The organism is Selenomonas ruminantium subsp. lactilytica TAM6421 (genome assembly GCF_000284095.1).
GTDB lineage: Bacteria > Bacillota > Negativicutes > Selenomonadales > Selenomonadaceae > Selenomonas_A > Selenomonas_A lactilytica.
Genome location: NC_017068.1, coordinates 1,979,252 through 1,999,963, shown reverse-complemented (window position 1 = coordinate 1,999,963; position 20,712 = coordinate 1,979,252). Strand labels below are relative to the sequence as shown.

The 20,712-nt window shown below is 50.8% G+C and carries 15 protein-coding genes; 11 read left to right on the top strand and 4 right to left on the bottom strand.

The features are described 5' to 3' along the window. The first annotated feature begins 294 nt into the window (after positions 1-294). The 7 genes from serA (at position 295) to gdhA (ending at position 11,518) form a co-directional block, all read left to right on the top strand. Positions 295-1,881 carry a phosphoglycerate dehydrogenase gene (serA, locus tag SELR_RS09835; protein WP_014425075.1) on the top strand — a complete coding sequence of 529 codons (1,587 nt, stop codon included), beginning with the start codon at positions 295-297 and terminating at the stop codon, positions 1,879-1,881. A 102-nt stretch (positions 1,882-1,983) separates the two neighbouring features. After that, positions 1,984-2,562 carry a helix-hairpin-helix domain-containing protein gene (locus tag SELR_RS09830; RefSeq protein ID WP_014425074.1) on the top strand — a complete coding sequence of 193 codons (579 nt, stop codon included), beginning with the start codon at positions 1,984-1,986 and terminating at the stop codon, positions 2,560-2,562. A 15-nt stretch (positions 2,563-2,577) separates the two neighbouring features. Then, the gene (locus tag SELR_RS09825) at positions 2,578-4,971 is read left to right on the top strand and encodes a DNA internalization-related competence protein ComEC/Rec2 (RefSeq protein ID WP_041914375.1); all 2,394 of its coding nucleotides are present in this window, start codon (positions 2,578-2,580) and stop codon (positions 4,969-4,971) included. 71 nt (positions 4,972-5,042) lie between these two features. Further along, the gene (locus SELR_RS09820) at positions 5,043-5,234 is read left to right on the top strand and encodes a hypothetical protein (protein WP_014425072.1); all 192 of its coding nucleotides are present in this window, start codon (positions 5,043-5,045) and stop codon (positions 5,232-5,234) included. 188 nt (positions 5,235-5,422) lie between these two features. Next, positions 5,423-7,408, top strand: a complete 1,986-nt coding sequence (locus SELR_RS09815) for a transporter substrate-binding domain-containing diguanylate cyclase (RefSeq protein WP_014425071.1) — start codon at positions 5,423-5,425, stop codon at positions 7,406-7,408. A 32-nt stretch (positions 7,409-7,440) separates the two neighbouring features. Next, positions 7,441-10,029, top strand: a complete 2,589-nt coding sequence (locus tag SELR_RS09810; RefSeq protein ID WP_014425070.1) for a 3'-5' exonuclease — start codon at positions 7,441-7,443, stop codon at positions 10,027-10,029. Positions 10,030-10,168: 139 nt separating this feature from the next. Further along, positions 10,169-11,518, top strand: a complete 1,350-nt coding sequence (gene gdhA / locus SELR_RS09805) for an NADP-specific glutamate dehydrogenase (RefSeq protein WP_014425069.1) — start codon at positions 10,169-10,171, stop codon at positions 11,516-11,518. A gap of 45 nt (positions 11,519-11,563) precedes the next feature. Here gdhA and SELR_RS09800 read toward each other — a convergent pair whose 3' ends face one another. Genes SELR_RS09800 through SELR_RS09785 form a run of 4 tightly spaced genes read right to left on the bottom strand, consistent with a single transcriptional unit; the run spans position 11,564 to position 17,045 of the window. After that, complete coding sequence (locus SELR_RS09800) at positions 11,564-12,649, bottom strand: GDSL-type esterase/lipase family protein (protein ID WP_014425068.1); 1,086 nt, start codon at positions 12,647-12,649, stop codon at positions 11,564-11,566. Continuing rightward, entirely contained in the window at positions 12,646-13,791 is a 1,146-nt protein-coding gene (locus tag SELR_RS09795) for an SGNH/GDSL hydrolase family protein (protein ID WP_014425067.1), read from the bottom strand. The genes SELR_RS09800 and SELR_RS09795 overlap by 4 nt, the downstream gene beginning before the upstream one ends. Positions 13,792-13,811: 20 nt before the next feature. Next, positions 13,812-15,422 (bottom strand): S-layer homology domain-containing protein, encoded by a 1,611-nt coding sequence (locus SELR_RS09790; RefSeq protein ID WP_014425066.1) that lies wholly within the window; start codon positions 15,420-15,422, stop codon positions 13,812-13,814. Between the two features lie 54 nt (positions 15,423-15,476). Next, a complete protein-coding gene (locus SELR_RS09785) occupies positions 15,477-17,045 on the bottom strand; it encodes an S-layer homology domain-containing protein (RefSeq protein ID WP_014425065.1) in 1,569 nt (522 codons plus the stop codon). 288 nt (positions 17,046-17,333) lie between these two features. On the opposite strand from SELR_RS09785, the gene SELR_RS09780 reads away from it, so the two are divergent. From SELR_RS09780 to SELR_RS09765, 4 genes are read left to right on the top strand one after another with little or no spacing between them, the layout of a single operon-like run. Beyond that, the gene (locus SELR_RS09780; RefSeq protein ID WP_014425064.1) at positions 17,334-17,642 is read left to right on the top strand and encodes a PTS sugar transporter subunit IIB; all 309 of its coding nucleotides are present in this window, start codon (positions 17,334-17,336) and stop codon (positions 17,640-17,642) included. Positions 17,643-17,649: 7 nt separating this feature from the next. Then, positions 17,650-18,972 carry a PTS sugar transporter subunit IIC gene (locus SELR_RS09775; protein ID WP_014425063.1) on the top strand — a complete coding sequence of 441 codons (1,323 nt, stop codon included), beginning with the start codon at positions 17,650-17,652 and terminating at the stop codon, positions 18,970-18,972. Next, complete coding sequence (locus SELR_RS09770) at positions 18,972-19,292, top strand: PTS lactose/cellobiose transporter subunit IIA (protein ID WP_014425062.1); 321 nt, start codon at positions 18,972-18,974, stop codon at positions 19,290-19,292. Before SELR_RS09775 ends, SELR_RS09770 begins: the two co-directional genes overlap by 1 nt. A 3-nt stretch (positions 19,293-19,295) precedes the next feature. Next, positions 19,296-20,696 (top strand): glycoside hydrolase family 1 protein, encoded by a 1,401-nt coding sequence (locus SELR_RS09765; RefSeq protein WP_014425061.1) that lies wholly within the window; start codon positions 19,296-19,298, stop codon positions 20,694-20,696. The last annotated feature ends 16 nt before the right edge of the window (positions 20,697-20,712 follow it).

Here is a 20,712-nt window from a genome sequence, read left to right as displayed (position 1 = left end):
TATAGGTGCTAATTATGGCTTTGTCAATGAATAACGTGATTTTTTTCCCATACCATAACTAATTAGAATAATAGATATAGATTATTGTAAAATATGGACAATTTACGGTTTATCTTCTTGATATTAGTATGATGAGTTATAATTTGTTGTTATATTGTTTATATTTTACGAAAAAAATTTAAAAAAGATGCTAAAAAAAATAAATTGTGTTTTTCTGTAAAACACACTTGATACTATAATGTGGATACCTTATAATGGAGTAGTGATTGATTTTGATTTTAAGGAGCGATTGATATGAAGGTTTTGGCTGCTGATGGTATTTCGCCCAAGGGCATTGAGCTCTTGCAGAAGGAATTTGAAGTTGATGTGCGGGATAAGATTTCTGCTGAAGAGCTTCTGGAGGTTATTCCCCAGTATGATGCTTTGATGGTGCGTTCAGCTTCCAAGGTGACGGCTGAAGTCATCAACCGGGCTGAGAAGCTGAAGATTATCGGCCGTGCCGGTGTCGGTGTGGATAATATTGATATCCCGGCTGCTACGGCTAAGGGCATTATCGTCATCAACTCTCCGGGCGGCAACACCATCGCTGCAACGGAACATACCATGGCTATGATGCTGGCTATGTCCCGTAATATCCCCATTGCCAACGAGACCATGCAGAAAGGCGAGTGGAATCGCAAGAAGTATGTGGGCGTGGAACTGCGGAACAAGACGTTGGGCGTTATCGGTATGGGCCGTATCGGTTCCGGTGTAGCCAAACGTGCGATGGCTTTTGATATGAATGTCATTGCTTATGATCCTTATATCAATGAAGACCGTGCCAAGGATCTAGGCGTGACGGTGGGCACGCTGGAGGATGTCATCACCCAAGCGGACTTCATCACGGTGCATATGCCGCTGACTCCCGATACCAAGGGCATGATCGGCATGGAGCAGATGAAGAAGATGAAAAAGGGCGTGCGCCTTGTAAACTGTGCCCGCGGCGGCATCATCGTCGAAGAAGATTTGGCCGAAGCAGTTAAACAGGGCATTGTAGCCGGTGCTGCCATCGACGTATTCACCAGCGAGCCGGTGGGGGCTGACCATCCGCTGGTGGGCGTACCGGGCATCGTGCTGACGCCGCATCTTGGTGCTTCCACGGTGGAAGCACAGGTCGGTGTATCCCTCGACGTTTCCGAAGGCATCCTGGCTGCCCTCAAGGGCGAGCCGGTGGCTACGGCGGTCAATATGGCGCCGGTTTCCCCGCAGGTCATGAAGGTCATCGCACCGTATCTGCCGCTGGCTGAGCGTCTGGGCGGCACGGTGGCATCCCTGGCTGAAGCACCGGTCAAGAAGGTGGAAGTCACCTATAATGGCGAAATCACGGAAGTCAAGACCGGCATGCTGACCACGGCCGTGATCAAAGGACTTTTGAATCCGGTCATGGAAAATGACGTCAACTATGTCAATGCTCCTGGTCTGGCCAAAGAGCGTGGCATCAAGGTCACGGAAGTCAAGAAGAAGGAAGCCGAAGACTTTGCCAACCTGATTACGGTCAAGGCTGATATTGGCGGCGGCAAGACGCTGACGGTACAGGGCACGCTCTTTGGCAGCGAAGCCCGCATCGTGCGCATCAACAAGTTCCGCGTGGACGTAGATCCGCAGGCCCGCATCCTCGTCTGCCCGCATATCAACAAACCGGGCGTTATTGGTACGATAGGTACCTTCCTGGGGGTTCATGGCATCAATATTTCCGGCATGCAGGTGGGCAAGACGGAAGTCGAAGGCAAGAGCTTGATGGTACTGACCATTGACCATGATATCCCTGCCGCAGTGCTCAAGGATGTCAAGGGCATTGACGGCATTTTGGATGCCAAGCTCGTGAACTTCTATGCGGTTTGATTAAAATAATAGGCAGAAAAACTCCTGTTGCGGCAGGAGTTTTTTGCTTGTCCGCGAAGTAGCAGGTGTATAGTCATAACGGATAAAAGGCGGTGACGTGCAATGCCAATGTACAAAAAGGCAATGTTTATCCTGCTGATTATCGTGGCTGCAGCAGCGGGCGGCACCTATTATGGGCTTTATCAGGAAGGACAGTCGGTGGTGCTGGAGTCAGCAGGAACGAGTGACGGTAATCTGCCGGCAAAGGAGATTACGGTTTATGTGACGGGGGCGGTAAACAAGCCGGGCTTGGTGAAGGTGCCGGAGGGAGCGCGGGCGGCCGATGCAGTCAATGCTTGCGGCGGTCTGCTGCCAACTGCGGACAGCGAAAAAGTCAATATGGCACAGGCCTTGAAGGACGGCCAGCAGCTGAAAGTGCCGGAGAAGAATCCCGCCGCAAATGGCAGTCAAACTGAGCGGTCAAACAAGTCAAAGTCAGCTGACATTGGGGAAAAGGTCAATATCAATACGGCAGACGAGAAGGCACTTGACACCTTGCCGGGAATCGGCCCGGCCATGGCCAAGCGGATCATTGAGTACCGGGAAACGGAAGGGGCGTTCCAGTCCATCGAGGATATCAAGAAAATCCGCGGCATTGGGGACGCGAAATTTGCCAAGCTGAAGGATAAGATCTGTATTTGAGAAAGCGTGAAGGCCATGCAGATTGGGCAAGGGCAGGAAGTTTTTCTGGGAATATTGCTGTTCTCTCTTGGTGCAGGGATTTTTGCGGCGAGTCTAGTCCATCTGACATGGGGCATGATACTGGCAGGCATTATCGTATTGGGGATATTGTCAGCTTATGGTTGTTATCGTGCACAGAAATGGACGGGACTGGCATTGGCGCTATTGTTTTTCCTGTTGGGCATGCTGCGTTTTTCAGCGGTGGATACCCTGCCAGCATCGGATATTTCCCATTTGGCCCGGGAAACGGTCAAGGTGGAGGGAATATTGCGCGAAGAGCCGCGTCTGAGCGAAGACGCTCAGGGCGGGCAGAAACAGCGTTATCTTATTGATGTGACGAGAGTAAAAAAGCAAGGGGAGGATTGGCAGAAGGGCAGTGGCGGCCTGTATATTTATGCCCATAGCCATAAGGCACCGGCAGTGCAGATTGGAGATAAGGTAAATGTAACGGGCAAGGTGCGTTCCCCGCACGGCTACCAGAATCCCGGCCAGATTGATACAAAGATGCTGTTGAAAAGTCAGGGCATCACAGCGTCACTTTCAGCGGGAAAACAGGGGATAAAAGTCACCGCAGTGGATACGGCAGTATTCCAGCGCAAGCTGGTGGAAATCCGCCGACATTATCGGGAGCGCATGGAGCAGGGCATGCCCAAAGCCGATGCGGCGGCTATCTTTGCAATGCTGTTCGGCGGCTATGATGGCATCAAAAGAGAGCTGGTTGAGGATTTTACGGCCGTTGGTATCGTACATATATTATCCGTGTCAGGTTCCCATATCAGCCTGCTGGCAGCGGTGATGGCCGCGCTTGGCACGTTGCTGCGGCTGCCGAAGGCCGCTACGGCGGTGTTGGTGGTGGCCCTGATTATCGTTTACAGTCTGTTGGCTGGCGCTGTGCCGCCGGTAGTGCGTTCGGCCATTATGGGGGCCTTGGCTTTTGTGGCACTGGCTTTGGACAGGGAACGGGATGCCCGGCGAATCTTGTTGTTGACCGGGCTGGTGATGCTGATTATCTCGCCGTTATTGCTCTTTCATATCAGTTTTCAGCTCTCCTTTCTGGCCACGGCAGGGCTTTTGTATCTGGCTCCTGTTTGGCAGAACTATATGCGGGAGCACGGCTGCAGTAAGTATCTGGCCGCAGGCATCTCCATAACCATGGCCGCGCAATTAGCGACATTGCCGATACTGGCCTGGTATTTCAATCAGCTGTCCCTGTCTTCCCTGCTGGCCAATCTGATTGTGATGCCTTTGGTGGAACTGATGATCGTGTTGGGGCTGTTTGCGGGCGTTGTTGCCTTTATCCTGCCATTTGTGGGCAGTGTAGTATTTGTCTGCGACAGCCTGCTTTTGGGCATTGTCACGGAAATGACGGCCAAGATTGCCGCCCTGCCCGCAAGCCAGGTTTGGATTCCTTCCCTGAGTTTTGGCTGGAGTGCTTTGTATTATGCAGGTTTGGGGATGTTTTTGCTGACGGAGGAGCAAAGGGAGAAAGCTGCTGTCAGGTTGAAACAGAAGCGGAAACTGCTCGGGATAGGCGCATTGGTATTGCTGGTCTTTATTATCAGTATGCAGCTGGCAAAGCCAAAGAAATTGCAGGTGCATTTCATTGACGTGGGACAGGGAGATGCGGCGCTGATCATTACGCCCCATGGGCATGCTTTTATGTTTGACTGCGGCGGTACAAGGGATGGCAATTTTGATATCGGCGCAAAGGTGGACGTGCCATATCTGCTTCATTATGGCGTGTTGCGGCTTGATGGCATCTTCCTGAGCCATGCCCATGAAGATCACGCGGCAGGCTGTGGCTCCATCCTGAAGAAAATCCCGGTGACGCAGGTGATAACGGCAGATGAAGGCGTGCTCGATTATGCCCGCAGCATGAAGCTCGGAGATAATGATCCGCTGCTGCATAAATTCCATGTTGGCCGGCAGGGCGAGCAGCTGGTGGTGGACGGCGTGACCATTGAGGTCTTGTTTGCGCCGCCGCTTAAGGATGGGGATAATAAGACCGGCAACGAAGCCTCCAACGTCTATCGTGTGAGTTATGGCAAGGCCAGCTTCCTGTTTACAGGGGATTTGACTAGGGAAAAAGAAGCGCAGTTATTGTCAGAGGGCATAAATCCTGCCAGCACCGTGCTAAAAATTGGCCATCATGGCAGCGACACCTCAAGTTCACCGGAATTCCTGCAGGCCGTGAAGCCAATATATGGTGTATTTTGTGTGGGGGCGGACAACAGCTTCGGCCACCCCAAGCCTGATGTGGTCAAACGTTTTGCACAGCAAGGGATCAAGACATATCGGACGGATGAAGATGGGGCAGTGGTGTTTTATACGGATGGGGAACATATAAGAGTGGAAAAATATATAAATTAGCAGGATTTTTTCGTAAAAGGTGGAAATATTATAAACAGTTAGTAAAAAATGTGCAGAAGGGATGATTTATTATGACAGCTGAAGAATTCAGAGCAGAAGCAGAAGCAATCGGCATCACACGGGCTGCAATCGATCAGACCATCGGACTTCATGAGAAATTCCTGCGCATGGGCATGACGCCGGCCAGCTATGAGGAGATACTGGCTGCAAAACAGAAGAAATCCTGCGTGGAAGTGTTTGAGGCTTCGCTGGCAGCACATTGAGCCATAAGGAAAAGGGTGTAGGTTTGGTTAAACTTTGTTTGCGTGTTTTTTTATGTCTTGTCCTGTTCTTAGGCATAGCCGGCAGGATGGGGGAAGTTGAAACAGTTTTTAAGGAGGTATGGGCCTCAGGAAATACAGTTCCAGACACGAAGCCGGTTCGGGTTGGTTATGTGGAAGCGCCCTGCTTCATGCAGGGTATGAGTGATGATGCGGCCAAATCGGGCATGGCTTATGACTATCTGCAGCGTGTGTCCTATTATACGAATTGGAGCTATACCTATGTATATGGGGACTGGGCGACTATCCTGGATAAGTTGTGCAAAGGGGAAGTGGATGTCATGGCCGGCGTTTCAAAGACGCCGGAACGCTTTGGTAAGATGCTCTTTCCCGATTATGCTATGGGCTCGGAGAACTATTATATCTATGTCCATGCAGATCATCCTCTGGCTGGCAGCGGCCTTGAGGGGCTGGCAGGCCACACGGTCAGTGTCAATGCAAATACGATCATGTATGACCTGCTCCAGCGCTGGAATGAGGAGGGACGCTATCAGCTGAACATCCTTACCTATAGCGGTAATGCGAAACGCTATAAGGATTTTAAGGCACAGCGGGCGGAGGCCACAGTGGATACGGACAATGCGGTTCAGGATGATGAGAACCTGATTCCCCTGGCACAGATTGGGCAGTCGGATTATTATCTGGCCATCAATAAGGAACGTCCGGATCTCTTGCAGGACCTCAATGCAGCGCTTCGGAAAATAAGTGCGACGAACCCTAGATTTACCGATATGCTGGCCAGTGCGTATTTTTCCAAGCTGGCCGTAGTGGCCAATCTGCCTGCGGACGAACTGGCCTGGCTCAGTGCGCATCCGGTGATTACGGTGGGGTATATAGATGACTATCTGCCCTTGTCGGATTGTGACGATGAAGGGCAGATAAATGGTATTCTGAAAGATATCCTGCAGGAAATTGCGCTGAAACTGAACATCCAGGATAAAGTGCGTTTTCAGGGGGTTCCCTATAACAGCTATGAGGAACTGATTCATGCGCTGGCGAATGGTTCTGTCGATGTGGCTTTTCCCATCAATAACGATGTACAACAGGCGGAACGGGATGGTCTGTTCCTGAGCAGTGAGGTTATCACTACGCCCATGCATCTGATATACATGGGCGATTTTTCTGCGCTGAATCTGCGGCGTATCGGGGTGAAACGAGAGAATTCGATTGGCGATACCTATGTAAAGGCTTATTATCCTGAGGCGGAAATCGTTTATTACGATAATGTCGAGGAAATGCTTACTGCCGTCAAACGCGGAGAGGCTGATGGTTGTATCCTCAATCAATTCCGCAAGGATGCTTATCTGCTGCATGCAGGTTATCGGGAATTACAGACGATTCCTTTGAAGCATTACATCAGCCGTGGCTTTGCTGTAAGACATGGGAATAGCGAGCTGTTATCGATATTGAATCGCGGCATATCGAGGCTGCCGGCTGATTTCAGTCTCACTTCCACTTATGCGTATACGGGCAGGATGGCACCGATGACCTTCAAGGATTATCTGGTGGAGCATTTGCTGGCCGTTTGGCTGGTGGCGGGAATCATCATTGCGATTTTAAGCGTCTTGTTGGCCTACATTTTTTTCATTCGTCACAATAAGAAAAAAATACAGTATATCGCCCATCATGATAATCTTACGGGCCTGCTCAACCGGAACAGTTTCAATATTTTCCTGAGTGCCCATAGCAAAGGTTATCCGCGGGATGATCTGGTGGTGCTTTCCATGGATCTGAATGGGCTAAAAGCTGCTAATGACAATCTGGGGCATGAGGCTGGGGATGAGCTCCTGATCGGGGCTGCCGGCTGCATGAAGCAGGTTTTGTCGCCCTATGGTTCTGTATACAGGACTGGCGGGGATGAATTTGTGGCCATTATAGAAGCCGTGCCGGAAAGCCTTCCATCGATTGTACAAGCGCTGAAAGTCGCTTTTGGCCATTGGCAGGGCGACAAGAATAAAGTTCTTTCGGTGTCTTTGGGAATTGCGCATAATGGTGAGACGCAAAAGCTGAGTCTGAGTGAGCTGATTGCCTTGGCTGACCATGAGATGTACAGGGACAAAGCGGCTTATTATAACCGTCAGGGTGCCGATAGAAGACGGCAGCAACAGCAGGAATGAATGAACCAATGAACCAAGGTGACACAGGAACTATGGAATTACAGGAATTGAACAAGGAACAAAAAGCAGCCGTAGAGGAACTGGAGAAGAATATTCTCCTGCTGGCACCGGCTGGGACGGGCAAGACCAATACCCTGGCCTGTCGCATTGCACATATCATTGAAGAAAACAGGGCCATGCCCGAGGAAATCCTCTGTCTGACCTTTACCAACAAGGCCTGCCGGGAAATGCGGGAGCGGGTGGAGGTCCGGGCCGGGGAAAATGGCCGGCGGGTGATGGTCAAGACCTTCCATGGCTTCTGCTATGAGGTCATCAAGGCCGAGGCCAAGCGGCATGCGGATCTCTTTACGGATTTTACGATATTTGACGAGTCAGACTGCCAAGGGCTATTGAAGGAAATCGTGGATGAGGAATGGCCCCTGCGAGCGGTGCAGAATCTCGTGAACCAGCTCAAGGAGAAAAAGGCTGAGTACGCCATTGCCAGCGGCAATCTGCAGCAGGATTATGAGGAAACTTTGCGCAAGCTGGTTAAAGAGGATGCGCAAAGCGTGAAGAATCTGGCCATTGATGATTCCTATCACTTCCATCAGCGGCTTTACGAAGGGTGGCAAATTTGGGGGGCGGAGAAGACCGCCCTTTATGATGAGCGACTCCATGAGCTGCATGGGCTGGATTTTACGGATCTTTTGGTGCAGGTGGATGAACTGTTCCGGCAGGATGAGGTGGCGGCAAAATGGGCGCGGCGCTTTGTCTATATCAATATCGATGAGGTGCAGGACACGAGCTTGCTTGAGTACCGCATCATTTCCCAGATTTTCGGCACAAGCCGCCTGCTTCTATGCGGGGATTATTTTCAGACCATCTATGAGTGGCGAGGCTCTCATCCGGAGGTTGTACTGCGCAGGTTCCAGCAGGACTATCAGCCCCGCCGCATTGTGCTGCACGAAAACTACCGGGCCACGCAGGTGTTGCTGAATGCCTCGTTTGACTGGCTGCGGAACTATTTCCCGGAGCGGGTGAATCTGCTGTATCCGGACGGCTTACAGGCAGTAAGTCATGACTACGGCCAGCCCATCGTGCTCAAGGGGGCGGCAGATTTCAGCGAGGAGGCGCAATGGATTTACTACACGATACAGCAGCTGCCCGTGGAAAATTATTCCCGGGTGTGCATCCTGACGCGCAGCAATCGCTATAACAAGGAACTGTCGGCACATTTCCGCGCTTTGGGGCGGTTCCTGCCCGATAACGAGCGTTTGCCTTTCATGCTGATTGACGAGCAGAAGTTCTTCCGGCGGCAGGAGGTCAAGGATGCGCTGGCGGTGTTGAAACTGGCGGTCAACAAGCACGATGTGGCCAGTCTCGTGCGGGTGCTGAACCGTTTTGCCAAGGGCATTGGCCCGGCGACCATCAAGAAGCTGTCCAGTGATGAAATCCGCAGTGCGGGTATCCGGCTCACGGATTTTGTGGAGGCTGAAGCGCGGCAGGCCGGCGATCCCTATGCGGGACTTTTACAGGCTATTGAAGCAGAAAATGTGATTGTCTTCGATGTGGAGTCCACGGGGGTGGACACGACGCGGGATGAAATCGTGCAGATTGCGGGCATCCGACTGGGCAAGGATGGCTCGGTGAAGGAAAAATTCGTGCGCCTGTTGAAGCCTCTGACCAAAGTGGGAGATTCGTTCAAGGTTCATGGGTTTTCCGATGCGCAATTGGCGGCCGAAGGGGAAGATCCCAAAAAGGTCTTGCAGGATTTCTGCGACTTTGCCCGCGGGGCCGTGCTCGTAGGGCATAATGTCACCTATGACCTGCGAATCCTGGGCAGCGAACTGTCGCGGCTCGATATGCCGCAGCTGGATTATCCGCAGTTCTATGATACGCTCGATATCTTCCGGCGCTTCTATCCGAACCTGCCCAACCACAAGTTGGAATTTTTGGGCAAATACTGTCAGGTCAGCCACCCGTCTTCTCATGATGCCTTTGATGATATCATGGCGACGGCGGAAATCCTGCTCTATGCCGTGGAACGGGATTTGCGGCCGCATGCAGCAGAACGTCGGGAAATCATGAGCAAATATCAGGATCTGTTTACCGAATGGGCGGAAAAACTGACTGAGGTCCGCCATCAGGCAAGCCGTCTGCGGCCTTGGCAGCTCTTGGGGAAGATCGTGCTGGACTTTGGCATGAAGGATTATTACGAGGCTCATAAGGAGCCGCAGCGCGTGGAACATCTGCGGGATTTGTTCCGGCAGGCACGTGACCTCGATGATGAGGCCATCCGTCCGCTGGATGCCATCGAGCGCTTCCTGCGCTATACGACACTGTCCAATACGGAACTCGATACCCTGACGAAAAAGCCGCAGATTCCCATTATCACCATCCATCAGGCCAAGGGTTCGGAGTTTGACTATGTGTTCCTGGCAGGTTTGCAGGAGGGGACCTTCCCGAGCATGCAGGCGGAGAAAAGCAAGCGGCTCGAGGAAGAAGCACGGCTGTTTTATGTGGGGCTGACGCGGGCGAAGAAGCAGCTGTTCCTGTCCTGGTCCCAGTCCCTCTATGGCCATTGGCGCCATATCAGCAGATTCCTGCAGATCTTGCCACGGAAGTATGTGCAGAATGCGTAAGGACATCTTTACAGATATGTTGTAATTTACAGATGTTTTCACCTTTATGATAAAATTGTGTACATTCAGGCAAGAATGTAGTATAATGATTTACGGTAGACAGAATTGTATAAGTTTTATAGACAAAGGAGCGATTACTTTGGCAGACATGAAACAGTATGTACAAGATACGTTAGACCTGATTGCAAAACGCGATCCGGACCAGCCGCAGTTCAAGAATACGGTATCCAAGGTGTTGGAGAGCGTTATTCCAGTATTGGAAGCACATCCCGAGTTTAAGGAACAAAAGATTCTGGAACGCATCATCGAGCCGGAGCGGGTGATCACCTTCCGTGTTCCCTGGCAGGATGACAAGGGTGAAGTTCATGTGAACCGCGGTTTCCGCGTACAGATGAGCAGCGCCATTGGCCCGTACAAAGGCGGCCTGCGCTTCCATCCCAGTGTAAATCTTGATATCCTGAAGTTCCTGGCCTTCGAGCAGGTGTTCAAGAATGCCCTGTCCGGTCTGCCCATCGGCGGCGCCAAGGGGGGTTCCGATTTCGATCCGCATGGGAAATCCGATAACGAAGTCATGCATTTCTGCCAGAGCTTTATGACCGAGCTCTATCGCCATATCGGCCCGGATGTGGACGTTCCGGCCGGTGATATCGGCGTGGGCGGCCGTGAAGTCGGTTATCTCTATGGCCAGTATAAGCGCATCCGCGACAGCTATGATGCCGGCGTCCTGACCGGCAAGCGTGTGGACTATTGGGGCAGCCTTGCCCGTACCGAAGCTACCGGCTATGGCCTCTTATATTTCGTCAAGAACATGCTCGATGCCAAGGATATCAGTCTCAAGGATAAGACGGTGGTCGTATCCGGTTCCGGCAACGTGGCTACCTATGCGATTGAAAAGGCACAGGCCTTCGGTGCGAAAGTCGTGACTTGCTCTGACTCCAACGGTTATGTCTATGATCCCAACGGCATCGACCTCGCTGCCGTCAAGGAAATCAAACAGGTTCGCCGCGGCCGCATCAAGGAATATGTGGAAACGCATCCGCAGGCAGAATACCACGAAGGCTGCAAGGGCGTCTGGACGGTCAAATGCGACGTGGCTCTGCCCTGTGCAACCCAGGGAGAGATTGACCTCGAAAGTGCTAAGGCTCTCGTTGCTAACGGCGTAATCGCCGTGGGCGAAGGCGCCAACATGCCGTCTACGCTTGAAGCTATCGCATACTTCCAGCAGAACAAGGTGCTCTTTGCCCCGGGCAAGGCAGCCAACGCGGGCGGTGTATCCGTATCGGCCCTCGAAATGGCCCAGAACTCCGAACGCCTGCAGTGGACGTTCGAAGAAGTTGATGGCAAACTGCAGGATATCATGGCCAATATCTACAAGAACTCCAAGGCCAATGCCGAAAAATATGCAGATCCTGATGACCTCGTAGCCGGTGCTAACATCACTGCCTTTATCAAGGTAGCCAATGTCATGCTGGCGCATGGTCTGGTCTAAATAATAAAAATTCCCTAAGCCATTTTCAGGGCTTAGGGAATTTTTTTACCAACCTAATATACTGGCTACTTTATCTTTGAGATAAAGGGCTATTTTTTTTGCGCCGGTTTTCAGGGGATGGGTGTTATCGCCGGCGTAGTCAGTGGCATCGAGCAAGGGGGCACCTTCATTCAGGGGGATGAAGTGAAGGTTTTGCTCACCTTGCTGATGTAGAGAAGTAATGGTTTCCTTGATCCAGCTGCGTACATGGGGAGGAACCCAGCTGGGGACAGGTTCTGTGCAGATGATGGGGGTATGGGGATTTAGGGCACGTACAGTCCGAATCAGGTTTTTATATCCTAGGGTGAATTCTTCTTTCGTGGGCTTGCGCTCGCTATCGCTGAAATCATTTGTGCCCATGGCGATGATGATACCATCTACGGGGAAATTTTGGGGGTCCCATTGTTTATGGTCAGGGGATTTTTTGTCGCTGTAGAGAACCCAGCCATAGCGATCGGCAGTATGCACCTCCTTTCCAGGCCAACTTTCGGCCCAGTTGTGGATAATGCCTTCACCGGATTTTGCCAATACGCTGTAATCGGCATCGAGCATCCGAGCCAGTTGAGGGCCATAGGCCATATCATTATCCTCGATATCATTATAAGGGGCATTGGCCGGCCCATCGTTTTTGGCACCGGCGGTGATGGAGTCCCCTACGAATTCCAGCCGACGTTTTTTCAAGGGGTCCGGGGGAAGCATCTGGGCATGGTCGTCGATGATGAAACCGCGGAATTCGCTGATTCCCATATAGCCTTCAGTGGAACGAACCAACAGTACTTTATGGTTGCCGTCTGGCAGATTTTCCGCCAGTTTTGTGTTTTTGCCTTGGGGGCGGAAACGACGGAAGGGCTGGCCATCGATACTGACACGCCACCAGTCACCGGGGCCATTGAGGTCGGCAGATAGGCTGGTGCCGGTGAAATTGGCTTTGATATAGGTAGCTCCCTGAGCGCAGCGGCGGAGACCAGAAGTGCTTTCCCAGCGTCCAAAGTATTGGATCTGTGGGGAATCGGCGTTAATGCTGGCCGCATTACCGGGACTGGTGCCTGTTCCTAATGCCAGAAGCATAGCCAACAATGCTTTTTTTCTCATTTTTTAGCGGCCTCCTTTGCCAGTTCCGGGGTGAGTTCCTGACTCCAGCCTTCACGGGGTTGTTCCAGCATGGTTTTTGCCCATGCGGCGCGCATGATGCCATAGCCTTTAGGGCTGGGGTGCACGCCGTCCGGACTCAGAAGTTCCCGCTTATCCTTAAAGATGTTCCAAAAATCCGGGCCTGGGATGACCGCATGATTTTTGGCATAGAGTTCATCAATCTTGGCGTTGTAGGCGGGCGCATTATCTGCTACCGCTTTTTCGCTGGACCAGGGAATCTTCGCGATGACAGGAACTTTGCCTGCTGCGGTGATGGTTTTGACGATTTCATTCATATTGTCGGCGAACTGCTCCATATTATTGCTGTGTCCCCAGGCATCATTGGTGCCAAAAGCCAGCCCTACATAGTGACCGGGGAAGACCTTCAGCCAATCCTGGATCTTTTCCCGGCCATCCTGGGAGGTGATGCTGCCTGTGCCGCCGCATTCCAGGATGGGATAGTACATGGGATTGGCGGCATTGACCAGCTGGCCGGCAGGACCATAGGGACTGCTGGAATAGTTGCCCCAGCCAGCGGTTATGGAATCACCATAGATAATCCAGTCGTCGGCAAGCCCGCCGCTGACATCGTGAATATCGACATTGATGCTGGCGTTTTTTCCGCCTGCATTGTCCACGCGGTCAAAATGCAGGCGAATCCAGTTAGCATCGATGGTATTTAGTATGTGTTGCCTTGAGTGATGGGGGTTGTCGTTCACTTCTACGAGTTTTTGCCAGCCCTTGGTAGGAAGTTTGCCGCCGGGGGCTTTATTTATTTCGATGGTATAGTTTTTCAGCAGGCCATAGGAAGGGCGGTTCTTGATGGTGGGATCATAGTCATAACTGTCGCTGTACCAGACCAAAGCCAGCTGTTGGCGTCGGGCCGCTGGCAGACTGCTCAGATCGAATGCCACATAGCCGGGGGCTTCCCCACGCCATATCGTGCGGTAATTGCTGTCGTGGATAGTTTTTGCTGGCTCCGCAGAGGTATAGGCCGGAATGTCCCGGCTGATCAGTGGCGTTGGGGCGATGGCTCCAGCCAGGCAAGAGCTCTGCCATAGACACATAGCTGCTGCCAATGTGGCAAAACGTTTGAAATACATGAGATTACTTCCTTTCGCTTTTAAAAATCAAAGGTAAGGCTGCTGAAGAGTTTATCACGATCCTGCCCTGTTCTGGTGATGGATTTTCCGTTGAAGTATTTCAACTGGTACTGGAGATGCGGAGCAAAGTTGTAGTAAATGCCTGCTTCCCAGCCTTTCTGGCCTTCATCTGCACCGTCTTCATAGATGGTACGGATCAGGGCATCAGGGGCAAGGTAGCGGTAGGCCAGATAATAACCAAAGCGATGCTTGTCTCTGCTGTCCATATCTGGTGCACCGTTGAATTGCAATTCTGCCGTCCAGGCATCGTTGTGGCCTTTCTGACTGCCGTGTGCATAGGTACTGTGGAGATTCATTTTAGGGGAAAGACGGATATCGGCGGTCAGGGCACCGATATTCAGGGCACTGTTGTCATATGCGGCAGATTTGTAGCGATAATAGCCTAGGGAAGCATTGAGGGCAGGGGTGAGCTGACGGCTGTAAGTGCCACCGTAAAGGGATTTATGCCGGGTAGCATAGTAGGTTTTGTCTACGGTATTTTGTGCTTCGATGATGGCATTGTCCCAATCATAATTCCAGTCACTGTTTGTACTGGTCGCAGTCTGAAGCACATAGGGTTGGTCACTGCCGGTTTTTTTTACCGCAGAATGCCGGGCAAAATCGTTGGCCGCAGCAGTATTGTCAGTGGATGTATAAGCATCTTTTTTATAGTAGACTTTCTGGACATATTTATCGGCTGTCTGTGAGACAAGTTCCTTCGGACCATCCCAGTCTATGTCTGCATTGGTCAGGTTGTGGGTATAGGTGCCTTCGGTGGCATCCATATCCGTATCTTTTACATCCAGACGACCGCCGAAGAGGGTGAGCTTGTATTTTTTGCTCTCGTGGGAAAAGCTCAGACCTTTCATGGCCGCATGATTGACAAAGCCGGACTGAGCATCGGGGATGAAAGCTCCAAAACAGGCCTGAATGCCGGTTTTGTCAAGTGGGCCTTCAACATAATAGGTTTCCGGCCGCATGGTGTTCCGGCGCTCGTTGCCACCGTTCCAGGTATCTTTGGATTCTTCTTCGCTGTTGAAGCCGCTGCTGTTATCGGCGCGGAAGGTGGTCTTGAAATTACTGTGGAAGGTGATATTGGTTTTGGGGACATCCGCATCCAGGTGCAAATCCAATTCCTTCTCCCACTTGTAAGATGTAGTGTTGCCTTTGGTATTCTCCATGCCCTGATGATGTGCTTTGTTGTACTTCTGGGCAAAGGAGCCAGTGAGGCGGACGTTGTCCACTTTCCGTTCCAGCTTCTGCACGCGCACCCCTAAAGCATCAAGATCATTGTGGAACTCATCGGACAGTTCTTCAATCAGCTGTTTGTCATCAGGGGAAGCCTTGTCCATATGTGTGCGGGCATTGGCTACAATTTGTGCCATTTCATAGCGTGTGATCAGTTTTTCTCCCTGGAAACTGCCATCGCTATAGCCGGTGATAATCCCATCTTTTGCCAAACTAGTCACGGCTTCATAAGCCCAGTGGTTGGGGGGGACATCCTGGAAGAGTGGGTTTTCAGCAGCCTGGGTGACAGGTGCAGCAGAGAGCAGCAGAGCACAGACGGCAAGCGCTAGTTGTTTGTTTTTCATATTGTTTTCCTCCTTGTATCATGACAGTCTTGGGGAAGGTTGGGGGCAGATTTTTTAGAAGAAGACGGAGAAGCAGCTATAGAATTTTTCTCGGAAAAGATTATGATTGGTCAGGGAATGACCACGGCCGTATTTTACTGCCAGTTGCATATTTGCTGTGAAATTGTAGAACATGCCGAGGGCCAGTCCTTTCTGTCCTTTTTCGATATCATCGCCATAACCGCATTTGATGTACGTATCCGGAGCCAGATAATGATAGCCGATATAGGCACCAAAATAATGGGCACGGTCATTGGGAATCCAGGGATTGCCATGGAACATGAGATCGACCATATAACCTTTGTCATGGCTATTGGCTCCATGCTGGCTGCCAAAGGCATAGATGCCCTGCAGATTAAGATTGCGTACTAATTTGTAATTGAGCGTGGCAGCGCCGATGTGCAGGGGCTTACGATTATAGGCCGCTGATTTGTAGCGATAGTAACCCAGGCTGCTGTCCAGGCGCTTGGAAAAAGTCTTGTCAATGACAAAAGCATATACGGTCTTGCGGGTATCTTTGCCATCATGAAATGGATCTTGCAGCCCGGCATGGGCATTGTCACTGCCAGTGCCCCCATTAGCAAGGGCTTCCTGCTGCTCCTGCTCGGACAAGGGCGTGACACCATCGCGGGAAAGTGCTGGCTGCCAGTGGGAGGCGGCATTGTTGACAATGCGGTAGTCTTCGTGTGCACGGACATTGTCGTTCCAGGGTTGGGAAAGAGAAGGGAACCAGCCACCGGCAGCATTATCGTAATTGGCGCTGGCACCGATGGCCAGATCATTATTGGAAACATCCAGTCGTCCGGCAAAGAAGTGCGTATTGTATCCCTTGCCCCAATGTTCCAGAGAAATGCCTTGTATGTTGGCGCCCATGACATATCCTGCCTGTACCCAGGGCTGGAAGTCACCGATTTTCATGAACTGGCCGGTCTTGCCCAGATTCCCTTCCAAATAATAGTAGTCAGGGCGCATGATTTCATCCCGGCTATTGCCGCCGTTATATAATTGACCATGCATGAGTTCTTCCTGATTCCAGCCATTGCTTTTGTCGGAACCCATCTTGGTGACGAATTGTGCTTTGAACTGCCAGCCTCCGGGGAGCTGCGCGGCAGGGTTCAGATAGATTTCCTTGGCCCACCAGTTGGAAACCGCGCCGTTTTTATGATATTGATGCTCGATACTTTGCTGGAAATGCCCGTGGAGGGAAAACTTATCCTTGGTCTTATGTTCCAGCTGGCTGATACGCTGTCCCAATGATTCTATGGTGGCAATTTCCTGCTGGAATTCTTTTTTCAATTGTGCGATGTTTTTTTGCTGTGGGCGATCCGCCTGATTTTGATGTGCGATGGCACTGGCTACCAATTCGGCCATCTGATAGCGGGTTACGAGCTGATTGCTTTCGAGGCGTTCACGGCCGGTGCCGGTTATAAGGCCGGCTGCATTCAGTTCGCTTACAGCCTTGTAGGCCCAATGATTGGCCGGCAGGTCGGCAAACATGTCATTCTTATCCGCGGCACCAACGGTCAGTGGATAAGTGCTCATCGCTAGTGCTAGCATCAGAGGCACTAGTTTCTTCTGTTTCATTCCTATTCCTCCTATCTCATGGCAAGGGAATAATATGCGTAGTTCCGCGGTTTTGCAATTGGTTTCCCTTGCTTTGTAACTCTCATTATAGTTATAAAACATATTTATGTCAATAAAAGATATAACAAAAGAAAAAAAGATAATATTCTATACTGCAATAATGAGATAAGATAAAAATAAAAGTTATATCTTTTATTGACAAAGGAGTTTACCAATACTATAATGAAGAGGTAGAAAGACAGAACAAGAAAAAACTGTCTATATCAATTTTGTTCAGGAGGAATTAACATGAACATTTATTTAGTCTGCAATGCCGGTATGTCTACTTCAATCCTGGTTAAGAAGATGCAGGAAGCTGCTGCCGCTAAGTCTCTGTCGGATGTCCATATCGAGGCATTCAGCGTCGAGGTTCTGGATCAGCGGGCAGCTGATGCAGATGTGGTACTCTTGGGGCCTCAGATCCGCCATATGAAGGGGGATGTAGAAAAGATCGTTGCTGGCCGTTGTCCGGTTGAAGTCATCAATATGCAGGATTATGGCATGATCCGCGGAGATAAGGTGCTGGCGAAAGCACTGCAGCTGATGGGGAAGGAGTAAGACACAGATGAGTGGAGTGATTTCCAGTTTTGAACGGGTGATGATGCCACTGGCTGCCCGTATTTCCGGCAACAAATATCTATTGGCCATGCGTGATGCATTTTCCATGCTGCTGCCATTCATTATCGTAGGGTCCTTTTTCGGTATCATTCAGTGGGTGCTTTTAGATCCCTGGGGAACTGTAATGGGCGCAAATGGTTTGAATCTTGGTGCTGCATTCACGGGACTGGATACTGCTGGCGATGCGTACAAAAACTCACAATTCGTACGCGGCATGCAGGTGATTCAGGGGCTGTGCAATAATGTCGTGACCGTTGGCTTTGGGGTGTTTTCCTTCCTGTTGGTGGGTGCCTTTGCCTATCGGCTGGGTACCATATGGGGCGGAGATCCCTTTGCTAACGCGCTGACGGCTTTAGGTGCTTTTATCATTGTCACGCCGCAAAGTGTTGGCAATATAGCAGCCTTTGATTTGTCCTATTTTGGCAACAAGGCCGTGCTTACAGCTATCATTGTGGCAACGCTTTCGTCTAAGATGTTTATCCATCTGTCGAAGAATCAGAAACTGACCATCCGGATGCCGGAAACGGTGCCGCCTGCGGTGGCTAATTCCTTTGCGGTGCTGATGCCGGTGTTTATCGTACTGTTCAGTTTTACTCTTTTTGCAACATTGTTATCCCAAATGGAGTTTATGGGCAGCAAGGCGCTCAATGATTTGATCTATGCATTGATTCAGGCGCCGCTGATGGGCTTTTCGCAGGGGATTGGCTTTTCGATTCTTTATCAAGGGATTGTCTGGTTTTTCTGGTGGTTTGGCATTCATGGCCATAATGTAACCGCAGCCATCCAGAATATGGTCTATATGCCGGCGCAGCTGGCCAATCAGTCCGGTGATGCGGCATATATTTTCTCCAATGGCTTTTTTGAAGCGGGACTCATGCATGTACTGGGGCTGCTTATTGCCATCTTCCTTTTTTCCAGGCGTGAAAGCTGGCGGGCGGTGGCCAAGGTGGGGTTCCCGGCCATGCTCTTCAATATTCAGGAGCCGATTGCTTTTGGTTTGCCGATTGTCTTGAATCCGATTTTGTTGGTTCCTTATATCCTGGCACCATTAGCGAATACGATTGTCGGCTGGCTGGCTGTTTCGGCAGGGATTGTACCTATCTTCAAATATGTTGTACCCTGGACGATGCCATTGTTCTTTGGCGGCACAATCGGTACAGGATCGCTGGCTGGCGGCATTTTGCAGCTGGTGTGGCTGGCAATGGATATCTGCATCTATGCACCATTTGTCATTGCCGGGAATAAAATCAAGGATACGGAGGAAGAATGATGGACGAAAAGACAGTAGAACAATCCATGCAGCTGATCCTGCATTCGGGGACGGGGCGTTCAGCGGTGATTGAAGCGATACAGGTATTGGCCCAAGACCATGATATTGAAAAGGCCAGAAAATCGATTGAAGCAGCTGGTCAGGAAATCGGCAAGGCTCATGATATCCAGACGGCGATGATGAGCGCGGAATGTGATGGGCAGCCGGTTGAGAAAAGCATCCTGCTGATACATGCCCAGGATCATTTTATGACATCGCTGGCCGTGCGGGACATGGCCAAACTGATGGTTGATTTGTATGAAGACTTGAAGAAGGGGTAATCTATGTCCAAGCTGTATCAATTCCCAGAAAATTTCTGGTGGGGGGCGGCTACGTCAGGCCCTCAGTCTGAGGGGCGGTTCCACAAGACACACAGGAATATCTTCGACTATTGGTTCGATCATGATCCAGAGGCTTTTTTTGCAGGTGTGGGCCCCAATGTTGCTTCTGATTTCTACAATGATTTCCGTCAGGATATTGCCCTGATGAAACAGGCTGGCTTGAATTCTGTCCGGACGTCCATTCAATGGTCACGTCTCATAAAGGACTTGGAAACCGGTGAAACGGATGCAGATGGTGTGCGTTTTTATAATGAAGTCATCGATGAATTTCTGCGACAGGGCATTCGTCCCATCCTGAACCTGCATCATTTTGATCTGCCCTATGCACTATACGAGAAATATGGCGGCTGGACGAATAAAAAGGTGGCTGTACTTTTTGCTGGCTTTGCGGAAAAATGCTTTGCGCTCTTTGGCGACAGAGTCAAGGAATGGACAACATTTAATGAGCCGATGGTAGTGGCAGAAGGCGAGTATCTGTATCAGTTCCATTATCCGTTGCAGGTAGATGGGAAAAAGGCCGTGCAGTGCATTTATAATCTCAATCTGGCTTCGGCGATGGCGATTGAGCGTTTTCGTCAGGCGGCGTGCCAACAAGAGGGTGGGCGTATTGGTATTGTGATCAACCTGACACCTGCTTATCCGCGTTCAGAGTCAGCAGAAGACATGGCGGCAGCGGATTTTGCCGAAACGTTTAAGAACAAGGCCTTCCTTGATCCGGCAGTCAAAGGTGTTTTCCCGCCGAAGCTGGTGGAAATCCTGCGCAAGGATAATGTGCTTTGGGAAAGTTCACCGGCGGAACTGGCCTTGATTCAAAAAAATACCGTTGATTTTTTGGGCGTGAACTACTATCAGCCTTTCCGTGCTCAGGAACAGACGGCTTTTGATGATTCTAAGGGCTGGATGCCGGAGAAGTATTTTGCTCCTTATGAAATGCCGGGCAGACGGATGAATCCTTATCGTGGCTGGGAAATCTATCCGCAGGCGATCTACGATATTGCTATCAACATCCGGGACAATTATGGCAATATTCCCTGGTATGTATCCGAAAACGGTATGGGCGTGGAAGGTGAAGAAAAATTCCGGCAGGCAGATGGCATGATTGCCGATGATTACCGGATTGACTTTATAAAAGAGCACCTGGAGTGGCTGCATCGGGGCATTGCTGAAGGCTCCAACTGTTTCGGCTATCATCTTTGGACACCAATTGATTGCTGGTCGTGGTCCAATGCCTATAAGAATCGCTATGGTCTGATTGCGCTGGATCTGACCAATCAACAGAAGACGTTGAAGAAGTCTGCTTATTGGTTCCGGGAATTGTCCGCTCATAATGGTTTTGCTGAGTAGTAGAGGAAGGAATGTT